The 15,345-nt window shown below is 25.9% G+C and carries 13 protein-coding genes; 7 read left to right on the top strand and 6 right to left on the bottom strand.

The window, feature by feature from the left end; all coding sequences use genetic code 11:
• Window positions 1–38 precede the first annotated feature (38 nt).
• From ABVS04_RS13890 to ABVS04_RS13880, 3 genes are all read right to left on the bottom strand, one after another.
• Window positions 39–2,522 carry a PAS domain S-box protein gene (locus ABVS04_RS13890; RefSeq protein ID WP_368031366.1) on the bottom strand — a complete coding sequence of 828 codons (2,484 nt, stop codon included), beginning with the start codon at window positions 2,520–2,522 and terminating at the stop codon, window positions 39–41.
• Between the two features lie 5 nt (window positions 2,523–2,527).
• The gene (locus tag ABVS04_RS13885) at window positions 2,528–3,313 is read right to left on the bottom strand and encodes a substrate-binding periplasmic protein (RefSeq protein ID WP_368031365.1); all 786 of its coding nucleotides are present in this window, start codon (window positions 3,311–3,313) and stop codon (window positions 2,528–2,530) included.
• A gap of 144 nt (window positions 3,314–3,457) precedes the next feature.
• Window positions 3,458–3,625, bottom strand: coding sequence for an entericidin EcnAB (locus ABVS04_RS13880; protein ID WP_368031364.1), 168 nt, complete (start codon window positions 3,623–3,625; stop codon window positions 3,458–3,460).
• A 131-nt stretch (window positions 3,626–3,756) separates the two neighbouring features.
• Between ABVS04_RS13880 and ABVS04_RS13875 the strand changes: the two genes are divergently transcribed.
• Together ABVS04_RS13875 and ABVS04_RS13870 are read left to right on the top strand one after the other, a co-directional pair.
• Window positions 3,757–4,911 carry a PLP-dependent aspartate aminotransferase family protein gene (locus tag ABVS04_RS13875; RefSeq protein ID WP_368031363.1) on the top strand — a complete coding sequence of 385 codons (1,155 nt, stop codon included), beginning with the start codon at window positions 3,757–3,759 and terminating at the stop codon, window positions 4,909–4,911.
• 11 nt (window positions 4,912–4,922) lie between these two features.
• Window positions 4,923–6,419: a PLP-dependent transferase gene (locus ABVS04_RS13870; RefSeq protein ID WP_368031361.1), complete on the top strand. Its 1,497-nt coding sequence runs from the start codon at window positions 4,923–4,925 to the stop codon at window positions 6,417–6,419.
• Window positions 6,420–6,496: 77 nt separating this feature from the next.
• Here ABVS04_RS13870 and ABVS04_RS13865 read toward each other — a convergent pair whose 3' ends face one another.
• Window positions 6,497–8,041, bottom strand: coding sequence for a nickel/cobalt transporter (locus ABVS04_RS13865; RefSeq protein ID WP_368031359.1), 1,545 nt, complete (start codon window positions 8,039–8,041; stop codon window positions 6,497–6,499).
• On the bottom strand, window positions 8,038–8,991 hold the full coding sequence (locus ABVS04_RS13860) for a zinc ABC transporter substrate-binding protein (RefSeq protein WP_368031358.1): 954 nt from the start codon (window positions 8,989–8,991) through the stop codon (window positions 8,038–8,040). The genes ABVS04_RS13865 and ABVS04_RS13860 overlap by 4 nt, the downstream gene beginning before the upstream one ends.
• A gap of 114 nt (window positions 8,992–9,105) precedes the next feature.
• Between ABVS04_RS13860 and ABVS04_RS13855 the strand changes: the two genes are divergently transcribed.
• The 5 genes from ABVS04_RS13855 to ABVS04_RS13835 all read left to right on the top strand — a co-directional run bounded on the left by ABVS04_RS13855 (window position 9,106) and on the right by ABVS04_RS13835 (window position 13,785).
• Window positions 9,106–9,492 (top strand): Fur family transcriptional regulator, encoded by a 387-nt coding sequence (locus tag ABVS04_RS13855; protein ID WP_368031357.1) that lies wholly within the window; start codon window positions 9,106–9,108, stop codon window positions 9,490–9,492.
• A complete protein-coding gene (nhaA, locus tag ABVS04_RS13850) occupies window positions 9,485–10,765 on the top strand; it encodes a Na+/H+ antiporter NhaA (protein WP_368031356.1) in 1,281 nt (426 codons plus the stop codon). Before ABVS04_RS13855 ends, nhaA begins: the two co-directional genes overlap by 8 nt.
• Before the next feature lie 76 nt (window positions 10,766–10,841).
• On the top strand, window positions 10,842–11,633 hold the full coding sequence (locus ABVS04_RS13845) for an AraC family transcriptional regulator (RefSeq protein ID WP_368031355.1): 792 nt from the start codon (window positions 10,842–10,844) through the stop codon (window positions 11,631–11,633).
• A 54-nt stretch (window positions 11,634–11,687) separates the two neighbouring features.
• On the top strand, window positions 11,688–12,599 hold the full coding sequence (locus ABVS04_RS13840; protein ID WP_368031354.1) for a DMT family transporter: 912 nt from the start codon (window positions 11,688–11,690) through the stop codon (window positions 12,597–12,599).
• Window positions 12,583–13,785, top strand: coding sequence for an APC family permease (locus ABVS04_RS13835; protein WP_368031353.1), 1,203 nt, complete (start codon window positions 12,583–12,585; stop codon window positions 13,783–13,785). The genes ABVS04_RS13840 and ABVS04_RS13835 overlap by 17 nt, the downstream gene beginning before the upstream one ends.
• A 48-nt stretch (window positions 13,786–13,833) precedes the next feature.
• On the opposite strand, the gene ABVS04_RS13830 is transcribed toward ABVS04_RS13835, so the two are convergent.
• Window positions 13,834–15,207: a methyl-accepting chemotaxis protein gene (locus tag ABVS04_RS13830; RefSeq protein ID WP_368031352.1), complete on the bottom strand. Its 1,374-nt coding sequence runs from the start codon at window positions 15,205–15,207 to the stop codon at window positions 13,834–13,836.
• Window positions 15,208–15,345 lie beyond the last annotated feature (138 nt).

Genomic DNA, 15,345 nt, shown 5'->3' with positions numbered 1-15,345 from the left:
TTTTACAATTTTATCAGAATAAACGCTAGAAAGTAAATTTAATCTTTTTTATTTTTAGAAATAGGTATTTTTATAGAGAATTTTGCTCCTGCATATAATACATCTTTATAAACATAATTTTCATTTATTACACTAATTTGGCCATTCATATGTTTTGTTAAAATTTCTTCAACCATATATAAACCGATTCCAGTACCAATACTTTTATGCTTTGTTGTAAAATATGGTTCAAATATTTTTTCTATTATATTTTCATCAATTCCACCTGCATTATCAAGAATATCTATATTTATATCACTATTTTCTATATAAACATCTATAAATATATATTTTTCTTCAGTTAAAACTTTTTCTAGTAATACATATTTTGCATTATTTAAAATATTCATCATTACTTGCTTAAATTCATTTTCACTTGCAAAAATATTATCAGAATCAACTCTTTTAAAAATTATATTTATTTCTTTATATTTAAAGTCTGAAGATAATAATTTCAAAGTTTTATTAATTGCATTTACACAATCAAAATCTTTATTTTCAATATTATGTGTAAAAAAATTTCTAAAATCATCTATTGTTTCAGATAAATATTGAGTAGAATTATTTATAGAATCAAGAAAATCTATAATTTCTTTTTTCCCATAAGTTCCCTCATATTCATGTCCAAGTTTAACAGCTCCAGCAGCAACGCTAATCACACTTAAAGGCTGTCTCCATTGATGGGCAATATTCCCTAACATTTCTCCCATAGATGCCATTTTTGACTGTTGGAAAAGCATTCTTTCTTTTTCTTTTATTATCTCTTCTTGTTGTTTTTGTTTTGAAATATCTGAAAAGATACCTATATAATTTGTTAATTTGTTTTTCTTATTATAAACTGCGCTAATGGTGAGTTTCTCCACATAAGTAGTTCCATCTTTTCTCTTATTAACTATTTCTCCATCCCAATAATTATTATCTACTAATTCTTTCCACATATTTTTATAGAAATTATTATCATTCTTTTCAGATCTTAAAATACTTGGATTTTGATTTAATACTTCTTCTAATTTATATCCTGTACAATTTATAAAAGAATCATTTACATTTATTATTTTATTTTTATCATCTGTAATCATAATTCCATCATGAGCATTTTTAAATACTTGATATGCTTGTCTTAGTTTTTGTTCATGTTCTTTCTTTTCACTTATATCTTTTCCAAAAAGCACTAATTCTTTTTTATCATCAATAATAATTGAATTAATAGTAATATCAATATATTTTTTTTCAGAATTTAAATTAGTTATTATTAATTCTTTTTCAATTTCAATATTATTATTTTCATGATTTCTTATCGCTTTTTTCAACCAAATTTTACATTCATTATCAAAACAATATAAATCCCAAAGAGGCATATCTATGTAAGTATCTTTTTGATTTCCTAAAAAAGATAATGCTCTATTATTTATCTTATTGATTTTCCCATCTTCGCTTAATATAAAAGATAAAAGGTTTGTTTGTTCAAAAAGTATTTTAAATCTTTTTTGACTCTCTATTTTTGTTTTGTGAGTTTCTATCTCTTTTTCTTTAGTTTTATCATTTTTTATAATAAAAACTAGTATTAATATAATAATAAATACTAAAAGAACAGAAATTATAAATAAGAAATTTAATCTCTTTTCTTCCCAATTTTCAAGGCTTTTTTCATAGTTGAAACGAAGCAATAAAGATAATGGATAATCTTTTATATTTTCAATTGAAATAATATTTTTATTTAGTAAGCTAAATTTTTCAATTCCTAAATAACTATTTGTTTCATTTAAAATATTTAAGATTTCACTATTTAATAACTTTTCTCCTATTTTTATATTCGCATCATTTGAAAATAAAACTTGACCATTAAAGTTTAACACTTCAATATAAGCTAATTCTTTTTCTAAATTTTCATTATACTTATTTAAAAATTGCTCAATATTTAATGCAAATAAAACTATATAATCTTTACTTTCAATATGAATAACTTTAGATATAGGAAGAAATAAAGATTCTTTATTTGAATATTCAAAATTATCTTTTATCTCTTTTCCCTCATAAAAATCTCTTCCTGCAAAAGAGTTCCCAAATCGTAAAATATTTTTCTTAAAAAGAGGTTTAGGATAGAATTCGTCTGTAACTATAAATAAACCTAAATTAGATTTATTTGTACTTTTAGCAATTATATCTTCATCCAAAATATTAATTGATCTAATATATGGATTTTCTCTTAAATATTTTAATAAATAATCATCAATAATTTTTTCATTTTTGTTTTCTGAATATATAACTTCAAGTCCATTTATGAATAGTTCAATATTATGAATATTACTGTTAAGATGTTCAGAAAAGGTTTTATTATAAATATTAGCAATATTTTTATGTGCTTCTTCTGCATCATTTTTTAGTAGATTAGATGTTGTTGAAATTATACTAAGAACAAAAATAAAGAGTATAAACCCTATTAAAATTATCTTTTGTGAAGAATTTAGTTGATTTTTTTTCAAAATTATTACTTTAATTTCACAATTGGCATTAATTCATTTTGCTTTGCAATCTCATATAACCTACCATCAATTTTTATATCTGAAATAAATTTTTCTATTCTATTATAAAATTTGTCATCCCCATAAGCTACCGTCCAAGCATATGAAGTAAGATGATAAGTAGATTTTGGACTAATTAATTTTGCCCAATTTGTTTGGGCTAACATTCTTTTAGCAAAAGGATAATCAGTCATGAAAACATCTGCACGTCCTGATTCTACTTCTTGTTCTCTTGCATGCATACTATTAACTACTAATAATTTAGCATTTTTTAATTTTTCTTTCATTACAGGCTCATGGTATGTGCCCTTAGCAATAGCCACTACTATCCCTTCCTTATCAATATCATCCCAATTTTCTATTTTTTTATTATTTTTTGTAGTGATGGCATAAATATCACTTTCTAAGTGGGGAGTTGTAAATCTAACTTTTGTACGTCTTGATTCTGTGTTACCTATTGCAAACATTGCAATATCACATCTATTTTCAATGATATCAGAAATAAATGTTGGAAATGAGCTTTCTACAAACTCTAGATTAACTTTTAAATCTTTTGCAAGTTCTTTAGCTAAATCTGAGTCTATTCCAATTAGTTTTTGTGTTCTTGGATCAAGATAACTAATACCAAAATATTCAGGCCAAATACATACTTTTAAATTTTTTTCTAATATAATTTTGTCTAATTTACTCTCTTGGGCAAATAAATAAAACGGAGCTAAAAAAATTAAAACAATAAGAAATTTTAAAGTCATAGAGATCAACCTTTTATGATTATAAGTTTTGTTATCGTTATTACAGATATTCTTTTATTATAGCACAGAATCCTATGTTTACACAGTTTTTAATAGTAAATATTCAACTAAAATTAATATTATTTAATTATTATTAATTTATTTTCATTCACTAGTAGCTTCATTTATTGATTTTTTTACAGATTTATATACATCTTTTGAAGTATCTTTTGTTACATTCCAAGCATCATTTGTATCTTTTTTTATTCCCATCCATGTAGCGCATCCTTGAAATGAAATTATAAGAATAATTAATAATATGATTTTATTCATAGCTTATATCTCCTAAAATATTATTTTATTAATATAGTTATAGCATTTTTTAATATCAAATAAAATTAAACATTTTAACTATTGCATTAATATGATTTTAGATACAATTTCTTAAAAATTTTAGGATAATTATGACTGAACAAATAGAAACATCTTTATGCCATATGGCTTCATTTGCACCTTTTGATGATGTAAGTGGGGCATCACATTTCCCTATTTACAATACAGGAACTTTTGATTTAAAAAAACAAAAGGGTGATAAAATCTATGATTATACAAGAAGTGATAATCCTACACGTGAAGTTTTAGAAAATCTTTTCACACATGTGGAAGGTGGAGCTGGATGCGTGTGTACACACACAGGAATCGCTTGTGTATCACTTTTATTTGAAACAGTTTTAAAAGCAAATTCTCATATTTTAGTAGAGGCTGATTGTTATGGTGGAACATTTAGATTATTAAAAATCTTTAAAGAAAAATACAATGTTACTGTTCATTTTGCAGATTTTTTAGATTTTGAAAAACTAGAGCATATTTTATCAGCTAATCCTATTGACTTAGTTTTATGTGAGAGTCCAACAAATCCAGGTCTTAAAATCATAGATTTAAAACAAGTTGCAGATATTTCACATAAATATAATGCCCTATTTGCAGTTGATAATTCTCTTGCTACATTTATAAGTCAAAGACCACTTGATCTTGGAGCTGATTTTTCACTATTTTCAACTACAAAATATATTTCAGGTCATGGAGCTGTGGTTGCAGGAGCTATTGTTGCAAAAACAAAAGAGTTAAGTGATAAAATCCACTACTATGCAAATGCCCATGGAAGAAGTCAAAATCCTATGGATGTCTATTTAATCAGTCTAGGAATTCCAACATTAAAAGTAAGAATGGCTGAACATGAAAAAAACTCTATATTAATCGCTAAGTTTTTAGAAGAGCAAGATTACATATTAAAAGTAACTCATCCAGCTTTAAAATCACATCCTCAATATGACTTAGCAAAAAAACAAATGAAGTTTATTCCAGGTCTATTTTGTGTTGATTTTAATAGTATTGAATTAGCTGAGAGTTTTATTGAAAATACAAAACTTTTTGGAGAAAAATGCTCATTTGGAAGCCCTGATAGCAGAGTTGAAATTCCTGCAAAGATTTCACATGCAAGCTTTTCAAAAGAAGAACTTGCTGCAATTGGAATAAGTGATAGTACAGTTAGATTTTCTATTGGATTAGAAAATGTTGAAGATTTAATCGCTGATATAAAACAAGCTGTAAAAAAGTAGACAAAAGATAAATGAATAAGCCAATTTTTACTCATATTCCTTGTGGACAAACTCTGCCTATAAATAACATCCATGCGGTTTCGGTTTCTATGCCAAATTTGCAAGATGTTATTGATTATGAAGAACAAACACCAGAAATTTTAGAGAAAATAAAAAGTGCATATCCAAGATTTGTAATGCATCCTTATTTGAAACTTTTAGCTTCACACATAAAAGAGAAATACAAAGTTTCAAACTCTTACGAAGTTGTACTTTTAAGCTCTCAAAAAGCTGTTGATGTGGTAAGTAGTAAATATTTCATTCATAATAAAATAGAAATAGATGAGCCTTTTGGAGTAATTTTAGTTCAAAATGGAACAACACAACTACAAAAGGTTCTAAAGTTTATCCAACACGTTGGATATAATTTGTCTTCAAGACTGGCTCAAGATTATCTATTTGAAATTGGATTATTAGATACTATTCACCAAGAAGAACTAGCAGATAAAAACATTGCAAAAAATATTGTGATAGAAGAGTTAGCAAAAGCATATAAGCAGCCAAAACAAAATATCTACTTAGCACCATCTGGAATGAATGCCGTTTATTGTGCACTAAAAGGATTAAAACCAATCCAAGAGCGAAATGGTAAAAATAAACTAATCCAACTGGGATGGTTATATCTTGATACTATGAATATAGTTGAACACTATTTTGATGAAAATAAAATCTTTTATGATATTAATAATCTTGATTTATTAGAAGAGTATCTAAAAATTGAAGGCCACACAATTTCAGCAATCATAACTGAAATTCCAACAAACCCCCTACTTCAAACAGTGGATTTAGTAAGATTAAAAGAGCTTTGTTTAAAATATAATATTGTTTTAGTAATCGATGCTACCTTTGCAACTCCTTATAATCTTGATTTAAAACCCTATGCAGATATTTATATAGAATCTCTTACAAAATTTGCCAGTGGTTATGCAGATGTTTTAATGGGTGCATTAATTTTAAATGAAAACTCAAAAATTTCAATGATATCTCAAGAGTTTTTCAAACACGCAGATGAGCCATATATAAAAGATATTCAAAGACTTGCTTTTCAAATAAAAGATTATGAAAAAAGAATGAAAGTAATATCAAAAAATACAAAACTTCTAGTTGAGTATTTTAAAAAAGCCTCTTTTATAGATGAGATTTTTTACTGTTTAAACCCTAAATATGCCTCAAACTATCAAAAACTAATGATTGATGAGAACTGCCTTACAGGTATTATTTCTGTGACATTTAAAAAAGATTTCAAAGAGGTATATGATAAATTAAACTTTCCAAAGGGACCAAGCTTAGGAACTGAATTTACACTTTTAATGCCTTATACTTATTTGGCTCATTATGATTTGATTATGTCAAAAGAGGGAAATAAATTTTTAGAAAAAATCGGACTTCCTATAAATCTTCTTAGAATTTCTGTTGGCTATGAAAATATAAATGATATTATAGATGAGTTTGAGAGAGTAAATATCTAAAACTGATAAAAATAAAAAGTATCAAAGCATAATTATCATCAGATGATAATTATGCTTTGATTAAATATTCAAATAGCTTATTTAAAACTACTTGAATTTAATAAAAGTAATAATCCTAATATAAACATAAATATAGGTGCTACAATTTCTAAAATATTTATCAGTCTACTTGATTTCCCTGATGATTTATGTAATGAAACTCCAAGAAAAGAAGAAGCAAAAATAACTAGTGCCATTCCAAGACTTATAGCAATACTTGCTAATAATACTGAAAAATATGTTTTTAGTAAAAAAGCATATACAAACAATAAAACAGTCCCAGGGCAAGGAATTATTCCAGCAAATAATACAAAAAGTAGATCTTGTTTTTTACTTCTTTGTGTGTTAATTACTGGTTTATTTGCATTTGTTTTTATAAAATTCATATTTGAAGAGTCAATAGAAAAACTAGTGCTATTTAAATCAATATTACAAGAACAACATGTATGTGATTTTTTATTCAGTTTTCTATATAAAATATATAAAGATAAAAGCATAATAATTACAGCAGAAAATGAAGTAATGTAAGAAACTGAATTTTCCATAAACTTATTTAAAACACTTTGAAGAACAAAAACCGAAATCAAAACTAATATTAAAGCTCCAATTATATGTACAAAGGCTGTTGCTAATGAAATAACGAAAGCTTGAAAATATGAACTTTTTTGAGAAGAAAAATATGAAAAAGCTAGTGCTTTACCATGACCTGGTCCAAGGGCATGTAATACACCATATGAAAAAGAAGCAAATAAAAGAAAAAGTAAAGCCCATTTATCTTCACCTTTTTCAATATTTACTAAATATATTTTCACATTTTGAGTAAATTTATCTAACAAACTCTCTTCTTTTACTTTTTCTTCAAGAACTTGTTGTTTTTCTTCTAACTTAATTTGTTCATCAAGAATTTTATCTTGCGTTACTTGTTTTTGAACTTCAACTTTATTTGAAGCTTCTTCTTTTTCAAAAGTGCTTAAAGTTGGAGCATCTATTGTAAATGTAACATCATTTAAATTTGTTTTTTTAGATATTTTATAAGGAATATTCAACAATTGTTTTGTCTCATCAAATATTATAAAAAAGTAGTTTTCATTATCAAATATATGAATAAATAAAGAGTTTTTATCATAAATTTTATAATCTAAATCAATACTATAATCAAAACTCAAAGCTCCATTTTTGAAAACCATTTTATAGTTTTTTACTTGAAATTTATTTGATTCTTTTTTTAAGTTTTCATTTAAAATAGGTTCTTGCTTTGAAAGTTCAATTTGATTTTTTTCTACTGTAGGTGCATAAGTAATAGTTGTTAAAAAGTTTTTAGGTTCTAAGTATGCTATCAAAGCATCTTCTATTAGTTTTAATTCTTTTGCATTAAATTTTGCATCTAAATCCAAATCATATAATTGCATTAATTCTTTTGTAAACTCTGCTGCAAAACTCCAATTAATATCTAGAGTTTTTATATGTGTTTTGTCTGCTTTTATAGAAGTTGTAACGTGAGTTTTAGGAGTATAAACGGAACATAAAGAGCATCCAAAAAGGATGCCTTTAAGAAAAAGAAATAAAAGTAATAATCTCATCATTTACTATAACTACTTGCTATTTCTTTTGCAGTTAAAATTAAACCTTCAGACCAGTTTTCAACCATTGGATTTATAGTTGCAACTTTTGCATTTATATTTTGAGAAATTGTTTTTGCACTTTTTTGTGAAAATTGAGGTGAAACAAAAACAATTTTTATATCATGTTCTTTTGCATCTTTTATAAGATCAACCAATTCATTTGGTTTTGGTTCTTTACCTTGAAGTTCAATTGGAATTTGCTCTAAATCGTATCTTTTTGCAAAATAACCCCAAGAAGGATGAAATACCATAAAAGCTTTATCTTTAAAAGGTGTTAATATAGTTTTCAAATTTGCATCTAATTCATCTAACTCTTTTAAAAATTGCTCATAATTTTCTTTATAAAAATCACCATTTTGGGCATCTATTTTTAACATAGTCTCATAAATATTTTTCGCTTGAATTTTCACTAAAATTGGATCTAACCAAATATGTGGATCTAAGCCATCTTCATCGTGAGCATCATGATTGTCTTTAGCTTCGTGACCATGTTTGTCGTGGTCATCATGTTTTTCATGTCCTTTGTGATCGTCATGCCCTTCGTGTTCATGTTCTTCAGCCTCATCTTCATGATGTTCATGTTTTCCCATTGCTAATTTTTCAATACCATTTGATAAATCTACAAAAAGTGTATCTTTTGCATTTTTCTTAAATTTATCTAGCCATACATGTTCAAATGAAACTCCTGTTGCAAAATAAACTTTTGAAGCTGCTAAAGCTTTCATTTGTGAAGTTTTTGGCTCATAAGTATGAGGTGAAGCACCTGGTTGAACCATAACATTTACTTCAAACTTATCTTTAGTGATTTTCTCAACAAAATACTTTTGAGGTAAAATGCTAACTGTTATTTGTTGTGTTGAGGCATTTAATATGCCAATTATTGATATAAATAAAAATAATATCTTTTTCAAAAATTTCCTTTTTTAAGCAACTAAGTTGCAATTTCTGCAATTTTAATGCATTATTTCTTTAACGCAACTTAGTTGTAAAACAAAATTTAAAAATAAATAGATATAATAATACTTATGAATAAAATAACAAATTTAACAAATATTTCAAACATAAAATTAACAAATGCTAGAAAATCGATTTTAGAACTGTTAATAGATTCAAAAAAACCCTTATCGTATGAAGATATGAAAGAGAATATATCTATGGACAAAGCAACTTTCTATAGAAATATAACAATATTTGAAGAAGAGTCAATAATAAGCTCTTTTGAGTCAAATGATAAAAAAAGGTATTTTGAAATTTCTAAAACACCTCATGCTCATTTTATATGCTCGTCTTGTTCAAAAATTGAATGCATACACAAAAAAATGCATTTTGAACTACCTGAATATAAAATTGAGAATATTATAATAAAAGGTATTTGTAAAAAATGTTTAAATAAAAAGGATGAAAATGCTTAAAAAATTTTTGATAATTGAAGATTTTATATCAAAAGAAGCCCTAAGTGGGGTTCTATTATTTTTAGCAACCGTAGCTGCTGTTATTGTTGCAAATTCAAGCTGGGGACAAGCATATTATGATTTGTGGCATATGCCACTAGGTATGACACTTGGAGATAAATCAATTTCCATGACTTTGACTTATTGGATTGATGATGGACTTATGGCACTATTTTTCTTAATGGTTGGACTTGAAATAAAAAGAGAAATGGTAATAGGTGAACTTTCAAGTGTTGCTAAAGCATCTTTTCCAATAGTTGCTGCATTTGGAGGGATGGTTATCCCAGCTCTTATTTATGTAGCTTTAAATACAGATAATCCTTTAGGATTTGGTATTCCAATGGCAACAGACATTGCCTTTGCCCTTGGAATTTTAATGCTTTTAGGAACGAGAGTAAATCCAGCACTTAAATTATTTTTAGTAGCTCTTGCTGTTGTTGATGATTTAGGAGCTGTTTTAGTTGTGGCAACTGTATATACAAGTGAAATAAAAGCTGAATATTTTTTACATGCAGGAGTAACTTATGCTCTTATTTGGCTATTAAATTATCTTGGTGTTAAAAAAATATTACCTTATTTAATATTAGGAATATTTTTATGGATATTTATTCATGAAATAGGGATTCATGCTACAATTGCTGGAGTTTTATTAGCTTTTGCAATTCCAATCTCTTCTAAAATAGATGAAGATAAATTTATTAAGAAGACAAAAGATTCTATAGATGATTTTGAAAAAAATAGAGATGAAACACCTATTTTAAATCACCACCAAATAGATGCATTAGAAGATATGGCTCATGGATATGATAAAGTTCAAAACCCACTTGTAAGACTAGAACATGATCTTCATGGTTTATCTGCATTTTTTATTATGCCTTTATTTGCTTTTTCAAATGCCGGTGTAATTATTGATTTTTCTACAATAGACGCAAATATAATGATTGTATTAGGTGTTGTTTTAGGATTAGTAATAGGAAAACCAATTGGTATTTTCGGATTTACTTATCTTGCAACAAAAATAGGTTTAATCAAAAAACCTAATGAAATTTCATGGGGTGATGTAATTGCAGTTGGATTCCTAGGTGGAATTGGGTTTACGATGTCAATCTTTATTACTCATCTTGCATTTGCTGATGAAACAATAATTGCAGCTGTTAAACTAGGAGTATTTGGTGCTTCTTTCTTAGCTGCTATTATTGGAGTTACACTTATTTTATTAAAGAAAAAAGCATAAATGCTTTTTTCTTTAATGTTTAAAAAATAGCAATTTTATTCTATTTTCTATAACAATTATTTCGATATAATTCTCAATGACTAAACTACTTAATAATACTCTTTTTGAAAATGTTAAACATATAAATGAAAATTTTTCTAAACATTACCATGATACATACACAATAGGTATTACTTATGATGGAGTATTAAAAACAAAAAATACTAATAAAAACTTTGATTTTTATAAATATTCAATACGAGTAAATAATCCAAATGAAGTTCATAGCGGGATTTCACAACATTGGTCACACTCAAATTTTTATCCAAATATTGAACTTATTTCTGATTTATATGGACAAATATTTTTAGAAAAGAAAATTCCATATTTTGAAAATCATATTATAAATGATAAATTTTTATTTATAAAACTTCATAACTTTTTTCAATCTTTTTTTAGAAAAGATGAAGACATTATCATAGAGTCAAATTTAATTGATGCTCTTTCATATTTAATTATCAATTTTACAGCTTATAGTAAAACTTATGATGAAATGTTTGATAATAAAATTATCTTAAAAAAATCATTAGAGCTTATCAATGACTGTATCGATGAAAATATAAGCCTTGATACTCTTGCAAATAATTGTAATCTTAGTAAATATCACTTTTTGAGAGTTTTTAAAAAAGAGTTAGGATTAACACCTCATTCGTTTATTATAAATGAAAGATTAAACAGAGCTAATAATCTAATTCAAAAGGGATTGACTATTAGTGAAGCAAGTGTTAAAGTAGGCTTTAATGATCAATCACACTTTACAAGAAACTTCAAAAAATATTTTGGATATACGCCTACACTACTTCAAAAAAATAGCAATATTATTCTATAAATATTTTATTAATTATTCTATTATTGCATATAAAATTTAATAATAAGATTTTTAATGACACAAACAAATAAAAATATATTTTTCTTTTTCATGGTTTTAGCCATGGCAGGATGGGGAGCATCTTGGGTAAATGCAAAAGTTTTAAGCTCATATATAAATGAATATGAAATGATGTTTTTAAGAAACTTCTTTACTATTATCACACTAGCTCCAATATTAGTTGTAACAAGAAAATATTTCTATACAAATAAAAAAAGTCTATTTCTTGCACTTGTGGCAGCTATTGTTATGATTGCTTATTTAAAATATTATTTTCTAGGAGTAAAGTTTGGAACTGCAAGTCTTGGTGGAGCTTTAGTAACTAGTTTGATTCCTATTAATACATTTATTTTAATGGCTTTATTTTTTGGTAAAAAATTACAAAACAAAGATATATTTGCACTTATTCTTGGTATTTTTGGAGTTTTAACAATACTGAGTATTTGGACATATTCATTTGATCAAATATTTACAGAACACAATATCTATTTTTTAGTTGCTTCTATTTTATGGCCTGTATTTACAATTATCTCTTCAAAATCAACTAAAACATCGCCATTGGTTTTTTCATTTTATATGTATGTTTTTATGACTATATTACTTTTAATATTTTTTGTTGAACCTATGAATATGGCATATTCAACTTTTGATACAATATTTTGGTTAAATGTATTATGTGTTGCAGTTATTTCAACAACATTTGCTACTTCTATTTACTTTATTGGTATTGAAAAACTAGGAACAAATGAAGTAAGTTCTTTTATCTTTTTAGTTCCATTTTTTGCTATTTCATTTAGTATTATTTTTCTTAATGAAAAAGTTAGTATTTCAATTATTATTGGTACAATAATGACCTTAATTGCTGTAAAAATACTAAACAATATTAAAATATTTAAAAAGAAAGATAAACTTGCTCCAAAACCATAAAAAACTAAATACTCTAACTCTATCAGGGCTTATAATAGGACCTATATTAGGCTCAGGAGTGATACTACTTCCTTCTATGCTTTACAATATGATAGGAAACTATTCTTTGATAATTTGGGCTTCCATTTTAAGTCTTGGATTTATCTTTGCACTTATTTTTGGAAAACTTGCAATTTTGTATCCAGGAGATGGTGGAGTTTCACTTGCAACTAAAGAGGCTTTAGGAAAAAAGTATCAACTTCTTACTTCTTTTTATTTAATATGTGCTGTATTTTTTGGACCAGTTGCTGTTTTACTAATAGCAGGTCAATTTATAAAACCCTATTTTCCTGATACTTCAGTTGTAGTTTTAGGCTTTTGTATTTATGTGATTACCTATATTTTACTTTTATTAAAAATCGATTTTATAGGTAAATTAATGCTAGTAGTAAGTTCAGCAATTACTTTAATATTTTTCATTTCTAGTATTAATATCTTACTTCAAACTTCTTCATTTAAATTTATAATTCCAAGTATTGAAGTCTCTCAACTTGGATATTCGTTTTTATTAGCCTTTTGGGCAATAGTTGGATGGGAAGTTATAGGAAATTATTCTAATGAAGTAAAAGAGACAAAAACACTTACAAATGCTGTTATATTTTCTGCAATTATAGTATCTTTGGTTTATATTCTTATTTGTTTAGCTATTGTTTTTGGAGATTTTGAACATAAATCTACTGAAAAATTTAAACTACTTTGGCTAATAGAACCTATATTTAAATCATACTCAAATATGATTTTATCAACTGTTTCATTGGTATTGTGTGTTGGGACTTTGATTTTATTTGTAGGGGGAGTTGCAAGGCTTATTTCATCACTGAAACTAACATCTTATACTTCAAAACACTTATCAAATAAAACTCCAATTGGTGCTTTAAATTTATTATCATTGATTTATATTATTACACTTATTTTGGTATATTTTAAGATTTTAACTTTAGATAATCTTGTGGCTTTTGCAGATGGATTTTTTATTGCGAATGCAATTATTGGACTTATTACTGCCATTGTACTTTTTGAAAAAGGTTTTTTAAAAAATTGCTCTATCTTTCTAACTTTGGTATTTTTTATAATACTTTTGTTTTCAAATATTTTTATACTTATTACTATAATATCTTTATTTATTTTTACTTATTTTAAAAAATAATAAACCAATAAAAAATAGCTTTTTACAGCTATTTTTTTATCTTAATTTTTAAAAACTTTCCCATTCATCATCATCTTTTTTATTTGAAGTTATAATTTTTGATTCAGTTTTTATTTTTATTTCTTGTTTTACAGGAGGGTGATTAGACTGTATGTTTTTTTTAGAAGGTACTTTTACAGCTTCTTTAGAACTACTTACGCTCTTAGTTTCATCTTGTTTTTTTGCTTTTACACTATCTTTGCCTATAAAGTTTTTATCATTTGCGTTTTTAACAATAAGATTTGCAATAGTTTGTGTATTATTTGCTATTTGTTGTGTTTGGGTTGCTATATTTGCATTTTGTTGTGTTTGTTGATCTAATTGATTTATTGCACTATTAATTTGCTCAATTCCTGATAATTGCTCTTTTGAAGAGTGTTCGATATCTTTTATTAATTCTAAAGTTTTTGAAATATTTTCATTAAGATTATTATATCCTGATATCATTTTATCAGCAATTGTTTTACCATCATTTGCCTTTGTTTTTGCATTTTCAACTAAATGTTTAATCTCTTTTGCAGCTTCTGCACTTCTTGAAGCAAGGTTTCTCACTTCTGCTGCAACTACAGCAAATCCACGTCCTGCTTCTCCAGCAGTTGCAGCTTCAACAGCTGCATTTAGTGAAAGAATATTTGTTTGAAAAGCAATTTGATCAATAATAGTAATTGCTTCTGTTATCGCATTTACTTGTGTATTAATTTCATCCATTGAAACAGTTGTTTGTGAGGCTAATTTTTGTCCATCTGTTGAAGATGAAGTTAAATCATTTGCATAATTCGACATTTGAACTATTTTTTTATTGTCATTTGTAATATTTGATGTAATTTCTTCAAGAGCTGCTGCTGTTTCTTCTAAAGAAGCTGCTGCTTGAGTTGATGATGAACTTAATGTTTCAACATTTGACATTAAAATATCTGAGCTATGTTGTAATGTTAATCCATTTGATTTATTTTCAACTAACATTTCATTTATAAGTTTTGTAACATTATTTAAAGCCATTGGAATTTTATTGTTATCATCTTTTATTGAATCTGTAAAATCTAATTTTGAGAAAGATTCTAAAATAGTTAAAATTTTATTTGTATCCTTACCTACTACTTCATTTAAGTGTTCAAGCATATTATTTATATTAATTCTAAGTTTTTCTAGATTATCTGATTCAACTTTTGATGTTAATCTTTTTGTCAATATTCCTCTATTTACTTCATCTACAATTTTTGATACCTCCAGTAAAAAAGTATTATCACTTTCTAATATTAATTTTGTTTTATCAATATTTTTATTTATAAGAGCAGACATTTTTCCAAACTCATCATTTGATGAACTATCTAGAACATTAACTATATTTGACTCTTTGTTCAAATATGAAAAGAAAGATAACAAACCTTCTTGAAAAGAGTTTATTGAAAAAGAAATTCTTTTTGTTAAAAAAGTGAAAATAAAAATCTCAACTTTCGCACATAAAACCTAATTGTTTTTTAGTGTAAACTCTGAGCATATGAATGATTTGTTCTAAATCTT

Source organism: Arcobacter sp. s6 (assembly GCF_040884245.1).
Classification (GTDB): domain Bacteria; phylum Campylobacterota; class Campylobacteria; order Campylobacterales; family Arcobacteraceae; genus Aliarcobacter.
This window is presented reverse-complemented; position numbering and strand designations above follow the sequence as displayed.